At 69.0% G+C, this 17,947-nt stretch carries 14 protein-coding genes and 2 pseudogenes; 14 read left to right on the top strand and 2 right to left on the bottom strand.

The window, feature by feature from the left end; genetic code table 11:
- Nucleotides 1-53 precede the first annotated feature (53 nt).
- The 5 genes and pseudogenes from ACF07B_RS34225 (at nt 54) to ACF07B_RS34245 (ending at nt 4,546) form a co-directional block, all read left to right on the top strand.
- Nucleotides 54-518, top strand: a complete 465-nt coding sequence (locus ACF07B_RS34225; RefSeq protein WP_365736593.1) for a CBS domain-containing protein — start codon at nt 54-56, stop codon at nt 516-518.
- 63 nt (nt 519-581) lie between these two features.
- Nucleotides 582-920 (top strand): hypothetical protein, encoded by a 339-nt coding sequence (locus tag ACF07B_RS34230; protein ID WP_392181791.1) that lies wholly within the window; start codon nt 582-584, stop codon nt 918-920.
- A gap of 378 nt (nt 921-1,298) precedes the next feature.
- Nucleotides 1,299-1,729 (top strand): annotated as a pseudogene (locus ACF07B_RS34235) (sensor histidine kinase); the annotation flags it as partial.
- Between the two features lie 20 nt (nt 1,730-1,749).
- Nucleotides 1,750-2,508 carry a DUF4118 domain-containing protein gene (locus ACF07B_RS34240; RefSeq protein ID WP_392181792.1) on the top strand — a complete coding sequence of 253 codons (759 nt, stop codon included), beginning with the start codon at nt 1,750-1,752 and terminating at the stop codon, nt 2,506-2,508.
- Between the two features lie 145 nt (nt 2,509-2,653).
- Nucleotides 2,654-4,546 carry an NAD-binding protein gene (locus tag ACF07B_RS34245; protein ID WP_392181793.1) on the top strand — a complete coding sequence of 631 codons (1,893 nt, stop codon included), beginning with the start codon at nt 2,654-2,656 and terminating at the stop codon, nt 4,544-4,546.
- Between the two features lie 186 nt (nt 4,547-4,732).
- On the opposite strand, the gene ACF07B_RS34250 is transcribed toward ACF07B_RS34245, so the two are convergent.
- On the bottom strand, nt 4,733-5,341 hold the full coding sequence (locus tag ACF07B_RS34250) for a hypothetical protein (protein ID WP_392181794.1): 609 nt from the start codon (nt 5,339-5,341) through the stop codon (nt 4,733-4,735).
- 373 nt (nt 5,342-5,714) lie between these two features.
- Here ACF07B_RS34250 and kdpF point away from each other — a divergent pair, with 373 nt between their 5' ends.
- The 6 genes from kdpF (at nt 5,715) to ACF07B_RS34280 (ending at nt 13,583) form a co-directional block, all read left to right on the top strand.
- The gene (gene kdpF / locus ACF07B_RS34255; RefSeq protein WP_016434100.1) at nt 5,715-5,804 is read left to right on the top strand and encodes a K(+)-transporting ATPase subunit F; all 90 of its coding nucleotides are present in this window, start codon (nt 5,715-5,717) and stop codon (nt 5,802-5,804) included.
- 9 nt (nt 5,805-5,813) lie between these two features.
- On the top strand, nt 5,814-7,478 hold the full coding sequence (gene kdpA / locus ACF07B_RS34260) for a potassium-transporting ATPase subunit KdpA (protein WP_392181795.1): 1,665 nt from the start codon (nt 5,814-5,816) through the stop codon (nt 7,476-7,478).
- The gene (kdpB, locus tag ACF07B_RS34265; protein ID WP_392181796.1) at nt 7,475-9,622 is read left to right on the top strand and encodes a potassium-transporting ATPase subunit KdpB; all 2,148 of its coding nucleotides are present in this window, start codon (nt 7,475-7,477) and stop codon (nt 9,620-9,622) included. The genes kdpA and kdpB overlap by 4 nt, the downstream gene beginning before the upstream one ends.
- A gap of 5 nt (nt 9,623-9,627) precedes the next feature.
- Nucleotides 9,628-10,239 carry a potassium-transporting ATPase subunit KdpC gene (gene kdpC / locus ACF07B_RS34270; protein WP_392181797.1) on the top strand — a complete coding sequence of 204 codons (612 nt, stop codon included), beginning with the start codon at nt 9,628-9,630 and terminating at the stop codon, nt 10,237-10,239.
- A gap of 115 nt (nt 10,240-10,354) precedes the next feature.
- Nucleotides 10,355-11,038 (top strand): response regulator, encoded by a 684-nt coding sequence (locus tag ACF07B_RS34275; protein WP_266763258.1) that lies wholly within the window; start codon nt 10,355-10,357, stop codon nt 11,036-11,038.
- Between the two features lies 1 nt (nt 11,039).
- Nucleotides 11,040-13,583 (top strand): ATP-binding protein, encoded by a 2,544-nt coding sequence (locus ACF07B_RS34280; RefSeq protein WP_392181798.1) that lies wholly within the window; start codon nt 11,040-11,042, stop codon nt 13,581-13,583.
- 199 nt (nt 13,584-13,782) lie between these two features.
- Here ACF07B_RS34280 and ACF07B_RS34285 read toward each other — a convergent pair whose 3' ends face one another.
- Entirely contained in the window at nt 13,783-14,700 is a 918-nt protein-coding gene (locus tag ACF07B_RS34285; protein ID WP_392181799.1) for an alpha/beta fold hydrolase, read from the bottom strand.
- Between the two features lie 159 nt (nt 14,701-14,859).
- Here ACF07B_RS34285 and ACF07B_RS34290 point away from each other — a divergent pair.
- The 3 genes and pseudogenes from ACF07B_RS34290 to ACF07B_RS34300 form a co-directional block, all read left to right on the top strand.
- Nucleotides 14,860-15,129, top strand: a pseudogene (locus ACF07B_RS34290) (STAS domain-containing protein); the annotation flags it as partial.
- A gap of 280 nt (nt 15,130-15,409) precedes the next feature.
- A complete protein-coding gene (locus ACF07B_RS34295) occupies nt 15,410-16,651 on the top strand; it encodes a cation:proton antiporter (protein ID WP_392181800.1) in 1,242 nt (413 codons plus the stop codon).
- Nucleotides 16,648-17,946 carry an ArsB/NhaD family transporter gene (locus ACF07B_RS34300; RefSeq protein WP_365736569.1) on the top strand — a complete coding sequence of 433 codons (1,299 nt, stop codon included), beginning with the start codon at nt 16,648-16,650 and terminating at the stop codon, nt 17,944-17,946. Before ACF07B_RS34295 ends, ACF07B_RS34300 begins: the two co-directional genes overlap by 4 nt.
- Nucleotide 17,947 lies beyond the last annotated feature (1 nt).

A 17,947-nucleotide genomic window follows, 5' to 3' on the forward strand; every position in this document is an offset into this window, starting at 1 on the left:
CCGCAGAGGCCTGAGGGTCGTGGGTGCGTCGGGGAGTGAGACGGGAGCCGGGTGTGCGTGCACGTGACTTGGCAGAGAAGTACGAGACGGTCAGCCTCGACCACGACGCCATGGACGCCGCGCGGCTGATGGCTGAACACCGCCTCCCCGCACTGCTGGTGGTGGACGAAGACGGCGCGCCGAAGGCGATTCTCCCCGCCTCGCAGATGATCAAAATCCTGGTACCGGGATACGTGATCGAGGACCCCACCCTTGCGGCGGTGATCGACGAACGTCACGCCGACCGGCTGTGCGCCGCGCTGAAGGGCCGCAAGGTGCGCGACTGCCTGTCGAAGACCACACCGCCGCCGGCCGTCGCCGCCCCGGACGACACCGCGCTGGAGGTCGCCGCGCTGATGGCGCAGGCCCGCAGCCCGCTTGTGGCCGTGGTGGAGAAGAACAAGGCGGGCGTACGACTCGTGGGCGTCATCACCGCCTCCCACCTGCTGGAGCGCCTCCTCGCCGCGAGCTCCGCCTGACGCGTGGCGTCAGGCGGCTTGTAGCGTCAGAAGCCGTCAGCGTCCTGTCGGTGTCCGCGGAGCGTGGGGGCGAAGTCCTCCGCGCGGGACAGCTGGACCCGCAGCTTCTCGCTGTTGCGCGGCGGCCTGTTCGTAGGCTCGCACCCGATCCAGCAGAGCTGTGCGCTCGGCGAAGCCGCGGCCGGTGCCGATACCGAGGCGGTCGGTGACGTCGAGAAGATCACGCATCCGCGGGCGTTGGTGACCAGTTTCGCTGACGATCAGCTGGACGATCTCTACGGCGGCGGTCACCACCGGGATGTCGTGATCGTCTCTCATCTGCGCCAGGAAGGCCGCGGCCAGATGGCGTGCCTGGGCTGTCCGGGAGCTGTCGCTGTCCAGGTGGTGCCGACCGGGCCGTAGACGTCGGCGGTGGGACGACGAGAACGCCGCCGCGTGCCCGGACGCCGTGAGGTGCTTCGGATGTGAGCATCCGACGGGTGCTTCCGGAGGGGAGTCGTCATGTCACTGACGTCCGTGGCTTCTCCGGTGGCCAACGAACCATCCAGCCCGGCTCGATGTTCGAAGTGCCCTGCCGGGCACAGAATTTGTGGCGCCATACGGGCTGACCGACGAGGGCGTCAAGGTCCCGTCAAGCGAACCTGAGAAGGCGTCAAGAGGGCGTCAACGGACGATGTCCGTGGCCGTAACCGGTCGCAGACTGAGCGGCACGGGGGACACGGGCGACCGCCCGTGCGTGACGTTGGAGGGTTCGTGACCTTGCTCGACTCGCTTCCCCCCGACGCGCCCGAGGTCGAGGTGCGGGACCTGGCGGAACTACCGCCCGTGCTCGCCGACCCGCCGTTGCTGGAGCGGGTGATCGACAACGTGGTCGGGAACGCCGCCCGTCACACTCCGCCGGGAAGCAAGCTCCTCGTGCCGACGAGCACCTTCTCCGGACGGGTCGAGCTGCGGTTCGTCGACCGAGGCCCGGGACTGCCCGCCGGCGATCGCGACCGGCTGTTCGAGCCCTTTCAGCGGTTGGGCGACAACGACAACTCCACAGGACTCGGCCTGAGACTGGGACTGTCCCGGGGCCTGGCCGAAGCGATGGACGGAACGCTCACCACGGAGGACACTCCCGGCGGGGCCTGACCATGGTCCTGTCCCTGCCCTTCGCCGAGCAGGCGGAGCACCCCCGTGGCACGCAGACTGTAGGAGGCAGAGCATGAGCGCAGGAGGTGGCGGACACATGACTGGCTATCCACTCAGGGACCGGCTCGCCGTGGTGGCGGGCCTCGCAGGACCGTTTCTCGTCGCACTGGCCCTCGTGCCCTTCCGTACCGACCTGTCGAACACGAACGCGGCGCTGATCCTGGTCGTGATGGTGGTCGCGGTCGCAGCCGTCGGCAACCGCGTCGCCGGCGCGGTCGCCGCGCTGTCGGCGGCGGCCTGGTTCGACTTCTTCCTCACCCGCCCCTTCGAGCGGTTCACCATGACCGACACGGACGACATCGAGACAGCCGTACTCCTGTTGATCGTCGGCCTGATCGTGTCGCAACTGGCGGCCCGCGCACGGCGGCTGGAGGTGATCACCGTGACGGACGCCGACCATCTCCGCCGCATCCACGAGACCGCCGACCTCACCCGGTCCACGAAATCGGCCGATGCCGTGGTCGAGCACGTACGGCGCGAGCTGATCGAACTGCTGGCACTGCGCGGCTGCCGCTTCGAGTACGGCACGCTGATGGGACAGCCGCCGAGGCTGGAACAGGACGGCACGGTGGCGGTCGGGCGTCGGCACTGGGACGTCGACCACGGCGGGTGGCCGGAGGGTGAGATCGAGCTGCGCTCCTACGGCAACGGTCACTACTTCGGACGGTTCATGCTCGACCCCACACCGGGGACCGTGCCGTCGCTCAAGGCTCGTCTGGTCGCGGTGACGCTCGCCGACCAGACGGGCGCGGCTCTGGACACGGCCGGACTGACGCAGGCCCGGCCCCGGGTCTGAACAGACACGCGTCGCTGCGAGGCATACGGAATCTTGACGCCGGTCCCGTCGCCTTCGGGAACCATTCGGCCTCGCACCGCCATTCAAGACTGATGTGACGTCAACTCTGCCTGTCGGCTCGTCTGTCGGCCAACGCTCACAGCACATGGTGATCTGCGGCGACGACGGGCTCGCGCACCGGCTCGCCATCGAGCTGGACGCCGTGTGCGGCGAGGCCGTCACCGTCGTGCTGCCGTCGCGACGCGACGAGCACGGAGCCGAGATCGCCGCGCTGCACCGAGACCCGCACTCGCCCGTCGAGCTCCAGGTGTCGGCGCGCCCCGACGAACAGACCCTGCTCGCTGCGGGCGTGGAGCGTGCCGCCGCACTCGCGCTGACCTACGGCGACGACCAGGTGAACATGACGGCGGCGCTGCTGGCCCGCGGTCTCAACCCGTCCATACGCCTGGTCATCCGCATGTTCAACCGGGAACGCGGCCGCCACCTGGAACGCCTCCTGGACCGCGCGGCAGCCGAGGCCACGGGAGGAGGCGACGACGATCCGGCACTGGACATGTCCACCACCGTGTTGTCCGACGCCGACACCGCCGTGCCCGAACTGGTGGCGGCCGCCGCGGTCGGCCACGGCCACACCCTCCAGATCGACGGCAAGGTCTTCCGCGGTGTCGTACGGCCCGCGCGCTCACCGGCCAGGCCGACCGACCTGGCGACGCTGGCCGTGCTGTCCGGTGCCCACCAGGACGATCCGGCGAGCCAGGACAGCCCCGAGACACCGGGTGAGGACGGCACCCAGCTGCTGCCGGACACCCGCACCTCCTACCACCGGCAGTTCACGCACGGCCGGCTGATGCTCGAAGAGGTCACCCACCACCACGCACCCGAGCCGCCCGCCCGCGCACGACGTGGCCCCGTGAGGTGGCTACGAGCGCGGCTCGCGCACCTGCCCTGGAAGGTCTTCCTCTCCCGCGAGGTCATTGCGGTCTTCGGCGCCCTCGCCGCGATCGTGCTCGCGCTCGCCGCCGCCACGGCCCTGTTCGCGCACGAGCACCCCTGGTGGAAGAACATCTACCTGCCACTGCTGGACATCTTCACGATGGGCGACCCGGCCACCGAGGAGGTCGTGGCCCGCCGGATACTGCAACTGATCGCGGGCTTCGTCGGCCTCGCCGTCCTCCCGCTCGTTGTGGCCGCGACCATGAACGCCACCGACGCCTTCCGCACCGCCTCAGCGAGCCACCCGCCCGAGGACGACCTGTCCGACCACATCGTCCTCGTCGGTCTCGGCAAGATCGGCACCCGCGTGCTGGCGCAGCTCCGCACCACCGATCACAAGGTCGTGGCCGTCGAACGGGACCCGCAGGCGCGCGGCGTCGCCCTCGCCCGCGAACTTGGCGTCCCGCTGCTTGTGGAGGACGCAAGCAGTTCCCGTGTCCTCGACCGGGCGCGCATCCGGCACAGCAGGTCGCTGCTCGTCCTGACCCGTGACGACGGCGAGAACCTCGACATCGTGATGGCCGCCCGCGAGACCAACCCGGGCGTGCGCGTGGTGATGCGGCTGTACGACGACGACTTCGCCGCCACCGTCCAGCGCACCCTGCGTGCCTCCTACCCCGACGCGCCCACCCGCAGCCGTAGCGTCTCGGCGCTCGCCGCACCGGCCTTCGCCGCCGCGATGATGGGTCGCCACGTGCTGGGGGTGATGCCAGTGGAGCGGGGCTCGCTGCTGTTCACCGTCGTGGATGTGGCCGGCCACCCCGAGCTCGAAGGGAGCTCGGTCTATGAGGCGTTCCGGCAGAACGAATGGCGGGTGCTGGCCGTCGGATCCGCTGACATCGACGTGCTGCCCGCGCCGTCGCAGGACGCCCCGGCCGGGGCGCTGACCGGCGGGATCGGGCTCGACTGGCGTCCCGCGGCCGGCAGGGTGCTGCGCGCGGGCGACCGTGTCGTGCTGGCGACGACGCGGCGTGGGCTGGACGTCCTGATGACCGGCCTGCAGCCGCATCCGTCCGACCGACGAGGAGAGCGCGACGGCCAGTAGCGACGCCTACGGCCGCTGGGGACCCAGGGGCTTGTCGTGGTGGTGGGGCGCCGGTGTGGGGAGCTCGCCACGGCGGACGGAACCGGGGGCACGGGCAGCCGGATGGTAGGGCGAGAGGCCGGGAAGGCGTTAAGGAGCCGTCAGGATTTCGCCGAATGGGGAAAAATAGTGCAAATTGGGCTCTTGCTAGCGGGCTGAAGACTCGTCGGACCCGCCTGTCAGCCCGGAGATCTCGAAGACCGCCCAGGCCGTCTCCCGGTCGATCTGCTCCGACAATTCGCTCAGCGCTGCCGGGGGTTGGCGCAGATGGCCCTGGGTGGCCGCGACGCGGATGTCCGTGCCGACGCGGTGCCACAGCTGCGGGTTGGCGACCAGGGCCTGTGGATCAAGTTCTGCGCGGCCACCGAGTGAGTCCCGGAGCACCAGGCGTCGGCTTGCGCTTCCCAGGGTGTGTGCGGAAGCGAGGCGGTCCGTGCGCACCCGGCGAGTGCGCAGGGATGTGCGTACGACCAGCCAGCCTTCGCCCGCAGTGACTCGCGGCGGAAACAGGACGAGGAAGAGCAGCAGGGCGAGCCCGCTCCACAGTGCGACGCGTGCCGGGGTGAACGTGCCGGCCGCAGCGTCCACCAACAGCAGCAGACCGAGGAACGTCGAGGTGCACGCGATCGCGCTTCGCAGGTCCCTCGCCCAACGGTGGTCACAGACCTGGCTCTTCTGCGGGAGGGTGCGTTCGTGCGCCGCGCCGGTCCCGCTGTCCAACCGGCCGATACCGGGCCTGTGAATGCGGCGTCCCATGCCGCCGACATTAGGCGCGGGAGGGCGCCGCTCCCCCGTTTCTTGACGTGTTGCTAACGGGCTGCCGACTCATCCCTGATGCCCGCGGCGTAGGCGAGGCCGGTGCCGTCAGAGCCGGTGAACACATGCCAGTCATGATCACTCGAAAGGCGGGCGTGGGGCGGCGTATGGGTTGCGTCAAAGCAGCCAGTCCCGCCGTAAGGGGACCGTTAAGGGGACCGAATCCCGCCAGAGGGGCCGCTTCCCTGTAGTGGTCCGATCCACTCGATTCGAACCTCACTCAGGAGTCCCCGATGGCCGACGTGGCCTTCGTCGTCACCACGATCGCGGTCTTCGCGCTGGTGGCCCTCGTCGCCAAGGGGGTGACGAAGCTGTGACCGCCGAGAACATCGTCGGCCTGGTCGTGGCCGTCGCCCTGCTGGGCTATCTCGTCCTCGCCCTGATCTTCCCGGAGAGGTTCTGAGTCCCCGACATGAGCCCCGTTCTTGCTGATGTGCTCATGGTGACCGCGCTGATCGGCGCGCTCGCCCTGGTGCACCGTCCCCTCGGCGACTACATGGCCGCCGTCTTCGAGTCCAGGAAGCACCTGCGCGTCGAGCGGTGGATCTACCGCTCGGTGGGTGCCGACCCGGACGCGGAGATGCGCTGGCCCGCCTACCTCCGCGGCGTGCTTGTCTTCTCCGCGGTGAGCGTGCTGTTCCTGTACGTGCTGCAGCGCGTACAGGACAAGCTGCCGCTGTCCCTCGGCTTCAAGCCGATCAGTCCGGACCAGGCGTTCAACACCGCCGCGTCGTTCGTGTCGAACACCAACTGGCAGTCGTACTCGGGTGAGGTGGCGATGAGCCATGTCACCCAGACCGCCGGGCTGGCCGTGCAGAACTTCGTCTCCGCGGCCGTCGGCATCGCCGTCGCGGTGGCGCTGGTCCGCGGTTTCGCCCGCTCCCGCACCGGCGACCTCGGCAACTTCTGGGCGGACCTGGTGCGCTGCATCGTCCGTATCCTGATTCCGCTCTCGGTGGTCGCGGCGGTCGTGCTCATCGCGGCCGGTGCCATCCAGAACTTCGGCGACATCCACACCATCACCACGCTCAGCGGTGACAAGCAGGCCATCAGCCCCGGCGCGGTCGCCTCCCAGGAGGCCATCAAGGACCTGGGCACCAACGGCGGCGGCTACTTCAACGCCAACTCGGCGCACCCGTTCGAGAACCCCAACGGCTTCACCAACCTGCTGGAGATCTTCCTGCTGCTGGTGATCCCCTTCTCGCTGCCGCGCACGTTCGGCAAGATGGTGGGCAACGTCAAGCAGGGCTACGCGATCGTGGCCGCGATGGGCATCATCTGGTTCGCCGGCGTGGTCGCGGTGACCTGGCTCGAGTACGCCCACCCGGGCACCGCCTCGCAGCTCGCGGGCGGCGCGATGGAGGGCAAGGAACAGCGCTTCGGCGAGGGCCCCTCCTCGGTGTTCGCGGTCTCGACCACGATGACCTCGACCGGGTCGGTCAACTCCTTCCACGACTCATTCAGCGGGCTCTCGGGCGGCGTGCTGCTGCTCGGCATGATGCTCGGCGAGATCGCGCCCGGCGGCACCGGATCCGGCCTCTACGGCATGCTGATCATGGCCATCATCGCGGTGTTCATCGCCGGCCTGATGGTCGGCCGTACGCCCGAGTACCTGGGCAAGAAGATCGGCACCCGCGAGATCAAGCTGGCGGCCTGCTACATCCTGATCACCCCGGCGCTGGTGCTGATCGGCGCGGCGCTGGCGATGGCCCTGCCGGACGGCAAGGACGCCATGACCAACATCGGGGCGCACGGCTTCTCCGAAGTGCTCTACGCCTACACGTCGGCTTCCAACAACAACGGCTCGGCCTTCGCGGGCTTCGGCGCCAACACCGAGTTCTTCAACACGACGCTGGGCCTGTGCATGGTGCTCGGCCGCTTCCTGCCGATGGTGTTCGTCCTGGCCCTGGCCGGCTCACTCGCCGAGCAGAAGCCGATCCCGGTCACCGCGGGCACCCTGCGCACCGAGAAGCCGATGTTCACCGGTCTGCTGGTAGGCGCGATCCTGATCATCACCGGTCTGACGTTCTTCCCGGCCCTGGCGCTCGGCCCGCTCGCCGAGGGGCTGGCGTCATGACCACCAACACGCAGAAACCCGACGTAAAGAAGCAGGACGCCATGTCCACTGGCACTCCGACCCTTGCGCCCCACCAGGACGCACCGACCGGACACAAGCCCGACGGGCGCGTCGGCGGCGGGCTCTTCGACCCCAAACAGCTGGTCAAGTCGCTGCCGGACGCCTTCCGCAAGCTCGACCCGCGGGTGATGGTCAAGTCGCCCGTGATGTTCGTGGTTCTCATCGGCTCCGTCCTGACGACGGTCTTCTCCTTCAAGGACCCGGGCGACTGGTTCGGCTGGGCGATCAGCGCCTGGCTGTGGCTCACCGTGATCTTCGCCAACCTGGCGGAGGCGGTGGCCGAGGGGCGCGGCAAGGCGCAGGCGGACACCCTGCGCAAGGCCAAGACCGACACGGTCGCGCGCCGGCTGTCCAAGGACGGCAAGACCGAGGAACAGGTACCAGGCGCCGAGCTGACCATCGGCGACCTGGTCGTCTGCGAGGCGGGCGACATCATCCCCGGCGACGGTGATGTGGTCGAGGGTGTCGCGTCCGTGGACGAGTCGGCGATCACCGGCGAGTCGGCCCCGGTAATCCGGGAGTCCGGCGGCGACCGGTCCGCGGTGACCGGCGGCACGAAGGTCCTCTCCGACCGGATCGTCGTCAAGATCACGACGAAGCCCGGCGAGACCTTCATCGACCGGATGATCGCCCTGGTCGAGGGCGCGGCCCGGCAGAAGACGCCCAACGAGATCGCGCTGAACATCCTCCTCGCGTCCCTCACCATCGTCTTCTTGCTCGCGGTGGCCACCCTGCCGCCGTTCGCCGACTACGCGGGCACGCACCTGACGATGGTCGTGCTGATCGCGCTGCTGGTCTGCCTGATCCCGACCACCATCGGCGCCCTGCTCTCCGCGATCGGCATCGCGGGCATGGACCGACTGGTCCAGCGCAACGTACTCGCCATGTCCGGCAGGGCGGTCGAGGCCGCGGGCGACGTGTCGACGCTGCTGCTCGACAAGACCGGCACCATCACACTCGGCAACCGCCAGGCCTCGGAGTTCGTGCCGGTCACCGGTACCACCGAGGCCGAGGTCGCCGACGCCGCGCAGCTCTCCTCGCTGGCCGACGAGACACCCGAGGGCCGCTCCATCGTCGTCCTGGCGAAGGAGCGGTACGGGCTGCGCGAGCGGCACCAGGGTGAGCTGGCGCACGCCGAGTGGATCGCCTTCACCGCCCAGACCCGCATGTCCGGCGTCGATGTGGACGGCAGGAAGGTCCGCAAGGGCGCTACGGCCTCGGTCATCGCCTGGGTCAAGGAGCGGGGCGGCCGGGTCTCCGACGACGCGGACACCCTCGCCAACCGGATCTCCGAGGCGGGCGGCACGCCGCTGCTCGTGGCCGTCGAGGACGACAAGGGCGCCCGGGTCCTGGGCGTGATCCACCTGAAGGACGTCGTCAAGGAAGGCATGCGCGAGCGGTTCGACGAACTGCGCCGGATGGGCATCAAGACCATCATGATCACGGGTGACAACCCGCTGACCGCCAAGGCGATCGCCGAGGAGGCGGGTGTCGACGACTTCCTCGCCGAGGCGACCCCCGAGGACAAGATGGCCCTCATCAAACGCGAGCAGGCCGGCGGCAAGCTCGTCGCGATGACCGGCGACGGCACCAACGACGCCCCGGCGCTGGCCCAGGCCGACGTGGGCGTGGCCATGAACACCGGAACCTCGGCCGCCAAGGAGGCCGGGAACATGGTGGACCTGGACTCCAACCCCACCAAGCTCATCGAGATCGTCGAGATCGGCAAGCAACTGCTGATCACCCGGGGCGCGTTGACGACGTTCTCCATCGCCAACGACGTCGCCAAGTACTTCGCGATCATCCCGGCGCTGTTCGCCGCCGTCTACCCGGGCCTGGACAAGCTCAACATCATGCACCTGTCCTCGCCCGACTCCGCCATCCTCTCCGCCGTCATCTTCAACGCACTGATCATCATCGCGCTGGTACCCCTCGCCCTGCGCGGTGTGCAGTACCGGCCGGTCAGCGCCGACAAGCTGCTGCGGCGCAACCTCGGGATCTACGGCCTCGGCGGCCTGGTCGCCCCGTTCATCGGCATCAAGATCATCGACCTGCTCATCTCCCTCATCCCCGGAATCGGCTGATCAGCATGAACAACTCCGTAGTCAACACCGGGCGCATGGTGTGGGCGGCGCTGCGCATGCTGCTCGTCCTCACGGTCGTGACCGGTGTCATCTATCCGCTGGTGGTGACCGGCATCGGACAGCTGGCCTTCCACGACAAGGCCAACGGCTCGATGGTGAAGGTCGACGGCAAGGAGGTCGGCTCCAAGCTGATCGGCCAGAGCTGGAACATCAAGGGAACCGACAAGCCGGACCCCAAGTGGTTCCAGGGCCGGCCGTCGAACAGCAACTACGACCCGCTGGCCACCGGCTCCAGCCAGCTCGGCGCCGGCGACCCGCGGCTCGTCAAGGCGGTCAAGGCGACGAAGAAGCAGGTCGCCGAGTTCAACCACGTACCCGAGTCCGACGTCCCCAAGGACGCGGTCACCGGCTCCGCCTCCGCGATCGACCCGGACATCTCCCCGAAGTACGCGGACATCCAGGTCAAGCGGGTCGCCGAGGCGAACGGTCTGACCGTCGCGCAGGTTCAGACGCTGGTGAAGGACCACAGCGACGGACGGAGCGCCGGCTTCCTCGGCGAGCCCCACGTCAACGTCCTTGAGCTCAACATCGCGCTCAAGGAACTGGCAAAGAACTGATGGGCTTACGCGGACAGGCGGCTGGGAGTCGGCGGTGCGGGTTTTCCCGCCCTGCCGGCTCCCGCGGTCGTCCGGAAGGCCCGGACCCCACCGATGACAGGAAGGCCGCACACCGATGAGCCGGGTGCTGGTGGTGGAGGACGACCCGCAGCTCGTACGGGCCCTCGTGATCAACATGCAGGCACGGCAGTACGGAGTGGACGCGGCGCCTGACGGCGCCACGGCCCTCCGGCTGGCCGCCGCGCGCCAGCCCGATGTGGTCGTACTCGACCTGGGCCTGCCCGACATGGACGGCGTCGACGTCATCAAGGCGCTGCGCGGCTGGACCCGTGTCCCGATCCTGGTGCTGTCCGCCCGGCGGGCCTCGGAGGAGAAGGTGGCGGCCCTGGACGCGGGTGCCGACGACTACATCACCAAGCCGTTCAGCATGGACGAGCTGCTGGCGCGCCTGCGCGCCGCCGTCCGCCGCACGGAAGCGGTACCTCTCGTTCCTGAGACGACGCTGGTCACCACCGATGGCTTCACCATCGATCTGATGGCCAAGAAGGCCGCACGAGGCGGCCGCGACGTGCGGCTCACCCCGACCGAGTGGCATCTGCTGGAGATCCTGGTTACCAACCCGGGCCGCCTCATCACGCAGAGGCAGCTCCTGCAGGAAGTCTGGGGTGTCTCCCAGAGCAACAAGACCAACTACCTTCGGGTCTACATGGCCCAGCTGCGACGCAAACTGGAAGCGGACCCCGCCCACCCCCGCTATCTGATCACTGAGCCCGGCATGGGCTACCGCTTCGAGGGATGACATGGCACGCGGCAAGCTCCGGATCTACCTCGGCGCTGCACCGGGCGTCGGCAAGACCTACGCGATGCTCTCCGAGGCACACCGTCGCGTCGAGCGGGGGACGGACTGTGTGGTCGCCTTCGTGGAGCACCATCACCGCCCCCGCACCGAAGTGATGCTGCACGGCCTGGAGCAGGTTCCGCGCAAGGAGTTGGAGTACCGGGGCGGCGTCTTCACGGAGATGGACGTCGACGCCGTGCTGCGCCGCGCCCCGGCCGTCGCCCTGGTGGACGAACTCGCCCACACCAACGTGCCCGGCTCCCGCAACGCCAAGCGCTGGCAGGACGTGGAGGAGCTGCTCGCCGCCGGTGTCGACGTCGTCTCCACCGTCAACATCCAGCACCTGGAGTCGCTGGGTGACGTCGTCGAGTCGATAACGGGTGTGCGGCAGCGCGAGACCGTGCCGGACGAGGTGGTGCGGCGGGCGGACCAGATCGAGCTGGTCGACATGTCGCCGCCCGCGCTGCGCCGCCGGATGGCGCACGGCAACATCTACAAGCCCGACAAGGTCGACGCGGCCCTGTCCAACTACTTCCGGCCGGGCAATCTCACGGCCCTGCGCGAACTCGCGCTGCTGTGGGTCGCGGACCGGGTCGACGAATACCTGAACGAGTACCGCAGCGAACACCGGGTCTCCAAGATCTGGGGATCCCGGGAGCGGATCGTCGTCGGGCTGACCGGCGGTCCGGAGGGACGCACCTTGATCCGCCGTGCGGCCCGCCTGGCGGAGAAGGGGGCGGGCGGTGAAGTCCTGGCCGTCTACATCGCCCGCAGTGACGGGCTGACCAATGCCTCGCCGAAGGAACTGGCCGTCCAGCGCACGCTGGTCGAGGACCTGGGCGGCACCTTCCACCACGTGGTCGGCGACGACATCCCCGTCTCCCTGCTGGACTTCGCGCGCGGCGTGAACGCCACGCAAATCGTCCTCGGGGTGTCCCGTCGCAAAGGCTGGCAGTACGTCTTTGGACCCGGCGTCGGCGCGACGGTGGCCCGGGAATCCGGTCCAGACCTCGACGTCCACCTGATCACCCACGACGAGGCGGGCAAGGGCCGCGGCCTGCCCGTGTCCCGGGGCGCCAGGCTGGGCCGCTCCCGGATCATCTGGGGCTGGCTGGTGGGGCTCGGCGGACCGGCCCTGCTCACCCTGCTCCTCAGTACTTCCGCCCCCGGCGTCGGCCTCGCCAACGACATGCTGCTGTTCCTCTCGCTCACGGTGGCCGCGGCACTGCTGGGCGGACTCCAGCCCGCCCTGGCCTCGGCGTCGGTGGGCTCGCTGCTGCTGAACTGGTTCTTCACACCCCCGATCCACACGTGGACGATCGCCGACCCGGAGAACATCGTCGCCATCGCGGTCTTCTTCGGTGTAGCGGTGTCGGTCGCATCAGTCGTGGACCTGGCGGCCCGGCGTACGCATCAGGCGGCACGGCTGCGTGCCGAGTCGGAGATCCTCTCCTTCCTGGCGGGCAATGTGCTGCGCGGCGAGACCAGCCTGGAGGCCCTGCTGGAACGGGTGCGCGAGACCTTCGGCATGGAGTCGGCGGCTCTGCTGGAGCGCGAGAGTGACGTCGCTCCCTGGACCTGCGCAGGCAGCGTGGGGCCGCGGCCGCCCGCCCTGCCCGAGAACGCCGACGTCGACGTGCCAGTCGGCGACCACATGGCGCTCGCCCTGTCGGGCCGCGTCCTGCCGGCCGAGGACCGGCGCGTCCTGGCCGCCTTCGCGGCCCAGGCCGCAGTGGTCCTGGACCGCCAACGACTCCAGTCCGAGGCCGACCAGGCCAAGGAACTGGCCGAGGGCAACCGCATCCGCACCGCCCTGCTCGCCGCCGTCAGCCACGATCTGCGCACCCCGCTCGCCGGCATCAAGGCCGCCGTCACCTCGCTGCGTTCGGACGATGTCGAGTGGTCGGAACAGGACCAGGCGGAGCTGCTGGAGGCCATCGAGGAGGGCGCCGACCGGCTCGACCATCTGGTGGGCAACCTCCTCGACATGTCCCGGCTGCAGACCGGCACGGTCACTCCGATCGTCCGGCAGATCGACCTGGACGAAGTCGTGCCGATGGCGCTCGGCGGAGTGCCCGAGGACAGCGTGGAACTGGAGATCCCCGAGACGCTGCCCATGGTCGCGGTCGATCCAGGCCTGCTGGAGCGATCCGTCGCCAACATCGTCGAAAACGCCGTGAAATACAGCACGGCCGGCGAACCGGTCCTGGTCTCGGCCTCCGCGATGGCCGACCGCGTGGAGGTCCGGGTGGTCGACCGCGGCCCCGGTGTCCCCGACGAGGCCAAGGACCGTATCTTCGCGCCCTTCCAGCGCTACGGCGACGCACCGCGCGGCACGGGGGTGGGCCTCGGGCTGGCCGTCGCCCGCGGCTTTGCCGAGGCGATGGGCGGCACCCTCAACGCCGAGGACACGCCCGGCGGCGGCCTCACCATGGTCCTTACGCTGCCGGTGGCTCCCGGACCGACAGCGGACGACCAGGGTCTGTCGGCCACGACGGTGACGTAGCGACCGAAGCGCAAGACTCATCGGCGCAGGCCCGCACCTTCGCCCGACACCGCGCCACCCAACAGCGCTTCCGTGTCGTCGCCTTCGCCCTGCTGGCCTCGTTCTTCTTCTTACGCTCCGGGATGAACGTCTCTCTGCCGCTGCGCCCGCCTCGGCATCGACGTGTACCCCGTCCAATGCGAGCCCGGCACCAGCTCAGTCAGCGCTGCTGTGAGGTCCCTGGCGGACCGTCCGTGAGGAAGGCGTGGATCTGTTCGGTGATCAGGGGCCAGTCTGGGCTGAACCAGATGAGGTGGCTGTCGGCGCGGCTTTCGAGCAGCTCGGTGTGCGGGAGGGCGGCGGCGAGTGCCTCGGCGTGGGCGAACCGCACTGCCGCGTCCTGCCGGGTGGCGATCACCAGAGCGGGCTGGGAGACCTGGCCCGCATGACCCGCCAAGTCTCCGGTGGTAGCAAGCTCCTTGAGGTCGCGTGTGAACCCTCGCCCCGATCTCATTCGCGAGAACAGTGCGATCAGCCTCGCCCGGTCCTCCGGCCGAAGGCCCGCCACCACGTCCCGTACGGGCAGGAGAGTGAGGTCGCGCAGCAGCATCCGCAGGCTGGCGTTGGGCGCGTTCCGCACGAGGGAATGGACGAGGGCCCAGGAAACGCGCTCCGTGTGCGGTGCGAAAACGATCTGGGCGCCGATGCGGGTACGGCGGTCGGGCCAGGGCAGCGGTCCGACGGCGCTTTGCAGGATCAGCCTTTGGACCAGGGCGGGGTGGCGTGCCGCCATCGCCACCGCGGTGGGTCCGCCGCCCGATACGCCGACTACGGCGGCGACTTCGGTGATTCCCAGGCGGGCGCAGAGCGCGGCGGTGACATCGGCGAAAGCGCCGGCCGATCCTCCGGTCGAGACCGGCGTACGGCCGTACCCAGGGCGGGACGGCACAAGTAGCGAGCATCCGGCTTCGGCGAACACCTCCTCGCCCAGCGAGAGCCCCGCGCGCATGTGCCCGCCGTAGAAGACCACGACGGTGGCCGGGCTGCGCCGGTCGAAGCGGTACTCGACGCGTCCGGCGGCCAACTCGGCCAGTACGGTGGGGTGTTCGTCCAATCCATGGCTGTGGGCGCTATTCACGATGACTCCTCGCCCTGCCCGGCGGCGCACGCAGCCGGGCACCAGCAGGCCCTGCGAGATCCGGGGCGGCCACCGCCGTCGAAGTAGCCGTTTCCTGCCAGGGACCGAGTCACCTTCGCATCGTGCCACGCTCCGCTGCCGGTGCCCCCTGGCCGACCTGGCCGGACGGGCGTCTACCGGGTCACCGGTGAACTGTTCTTCGCCTCCTCCAACGACCTCGTCGGCCGGTTCGGCTACGCCACCGATACGGACAAGGTCGTCATCGACCTGTCCGCGGCGCACGTCTGGGACGCGTCCTCCGTCGCCGTCCTGGACGCGATCGAGACCAAGTACGCCCAGCACGGCAAGACGGTCGAGATCACCGGCCTCAACGCCCCCAGTGCCCAGCTTCACAGCAAGCTCAGCGGCGAACTCGCGGTCGGGCACTGACGATCACCCACCGCGGTCACGAGGACTTCTGGCCGGTCCGCCGGGAGTCCCGCGCTATTCAGGAGGGTCGCGTCGGTGCTCCCGCCGTTCAGTGGTTGTGCCAGTCCCAGGAACCCGATGGGGCCCGGTCCTGCCGGGAACCGGCAATCTCCTGCTGTCCTGAGTGCCCGGCAACAACCTGTTAAAGGCGCGTCAAGAACCGGTAAGGTTCCCATCGGTGTGCCGGGAAGCCTGGTCGGCGAGCAGGGGATCACTCTCTCTTCCGATCGGGGCGTTCGACATGGTGCTGGTGGTGGTGTTCGGCGTCGCGCTGCTGGTGGCGGTGCTGTTCTCGGGTCTTGCGGCACGGACGGTGCTGTCGACCTCCTTTCTCTTCCTCGTCGGCGGTGCGCTCGTCAGCGATGGTTTCCTCGGCCTGATCCACATCACGCCGGACAGCGAGATCGTCTCCGTGACGGCGGACCTGGCCCTCTTCGCGGTCCTGTTCACCGACGGGATGCACGTCTCACTGCCGACACTGCGCTCCAACTGGCGGAACCCGGCGCGAGCCCTGGGCCTGGGCATGCCGCTGGCGTTCGTCTTCATGGCTCTGGTCACCCACTTCCTGGTGGGCCTGGACTGGACGACGTCGTTCCTCGTCGGAGCCGTCCTGGCGCCCACCGACCCGGTGTTCGCCTCGGCGATCGTCGGCCGCAGGGAGGTCCCGGCCAAGCTGCGGCAGCTGCTGAACGTGGAGAGCGGTATCAACGACGGGCTCGCCCTCCCGGTGGTCCTCGTGCTGATCGCCGCCGCCGGCCCGATTGCCGGCAAGGGCGAGGCATCGCCCGGGACGATCGGCCTGGAGCTGCTGCTGGGCATGGCGTTCGGCATCGCACTGCCGCTGCTGGTCAACGCTCTGGTGCGCTTCCGTCTGCTGGGTGCGGAGCCGAAGCTGCAGCCGCTGCTGCCGCTGGCGACCGGGATCATCCTCTACGCGACGTGCCACCTCACGCACGCCAACACCTACCTGGCGGCGTTCTCGGCCGGCGCCGTCCTCGCACACGTCTCACCGGAGGCACAGAAGTCCTTCGAACCGCTGGGCGAGGCCCTGGCGGAACTGGCGAAGTTCGCGGCCCTGCTGGTCTTCGGAGCGCTGCTGACCCCGGCCCTGTTCGGGGACCTGTCGTGGGGCGGCTACGCCGCGGTGATCCTGGCGATCCTCCTGATCCGCCCCGCCTCGCTGCTGATCTCGCTGCTCGGTACGCGCATCTCCCGCAAGGAGAGGCTGGTGGCGGCGTGGTTCGGCCCGAAGGGCTTCGCCTCCGTGGTGTACGGGCTGCTGGTACTTCAGTCCGGCATCCCGCAGGCGGAAGAGGCGTTCGCCCTGATCGCGGTGTGCATCGCCTTCTCGATCATCGCGCACAGCTCCACCGACGTGCCGATCGCGCGGGCCTTCGACGTCGACGACCTGGTGGGTATCCCTGACGGGAACGAGACCGGGAGCAGGACCGTGCAACCCCTCGCAGGAACCGGAGCAACGTGAACGACTGGCACAGCTGGGCCGCAATCGCCGTGTTCGTCGGCGCGTACGCCCTGATCATCAGCGAGAAGATCCACCGCGTCGCCGTGGCCCTCGGCGGCGCGGGCCTGATGCTGGCGATCGGAGCGACCGACGACGTGTCGGCGTTCTACTCCGAGGACTCCGGCGTCGACTGGAACGTCATCTTCCTGCTCATGGGCATGATGATGATCGTCGGCGTGCTGAAGAAGACCGGCATGTTCGAGTACCTGGCCATCTGGTCCGTGAAGAAGGCGAAGGCCCAGCCCTTCCGGGTGATGGCCATGCTCGTCGTCATCACGGCGGTCGCCTCCGCGCTTCTCGACAACGTCACCACGGTCCTGCTCATCGCCCCGGTGACGCTGCTGGTCTGCGAAAGGCTCGCGCTGCCGGCCGCCCCCTTCCTCATCGCGGAGGTGTTCGCCTCCAACATCGGCGGCACAGCGACCCTGGTCGGCGACCCGCCCAACATCATCATCGCCAGCCGGGCCGGACTGACCTTCAACGACTTCCTGGTCCATCTCGCCCCACTGGCCGTGCTGCTGGTTGTCGTTCTCGTGGCACTGTGCCGGGTGATGTTCCGCAGGTTCTTCGTCTACGACGAGGACCGCGCCGCCGAGATCATGGACCTGGAGGAGCGGGAAGCCATCAAGGACCCCCGGTTGCTGGTCCAGGGCCTGATCGTCCTCGCCCTGGTCGTGGCCGGATTCGTCCTGCACCCGGTGCTGCACTACGAACCGAGCATCGTCGCCCTGCTCGGCGCGGGACTGCTCATCGCCGTCTCCACCGCCGAGACGAGCGAGGTCCTGTCCGAGGTCGAGTGGCCCACCCTCGCCTTCTTCGCGGGCCTGTTCATCATGATCGGCGGTCTCATCGACACCGGTGTGATCGACGAGGTCTCCAAGGCGCTGGCCGATGCCATCGGCACGAACGAACTCGGCGGCTCCCTGACTCTGCTGGGCGCCTCGGCCGTGCTGTCCGGCGTCGTGGACAACATTCCGTACGTCGCGACCATGGCGCCCATCACCGGCGACCTGGTCCACAACATGGGCGGAGGCAGTGACCACGTCATGTGGTGGGCTCTCGCCCTCGGCGCCGACCTGGGCGGCAATGCCACCGCGATCGGCGCCTCCGCGAACGTCGTCGTCCTCGGCATCGCCGAACGCAACCGCCAGCCCATCACCTTCTGGCAGTTCACCAAGTACGGCCTGATCGTCACCGCCGTGACCGTGGCGATCTCCCTCGGCTATGTGTGGCTGCGCTACTTCGCCCTGGCCTGAT

Source organism: Streptomyces sp. NPDC015532 (genome assembly GCF_043078065.1).
GTDB lineage: Bacteria > Actinomycetota > Actinomycetes > Streptomycetales > Streptomycetaceae > Streptomyces.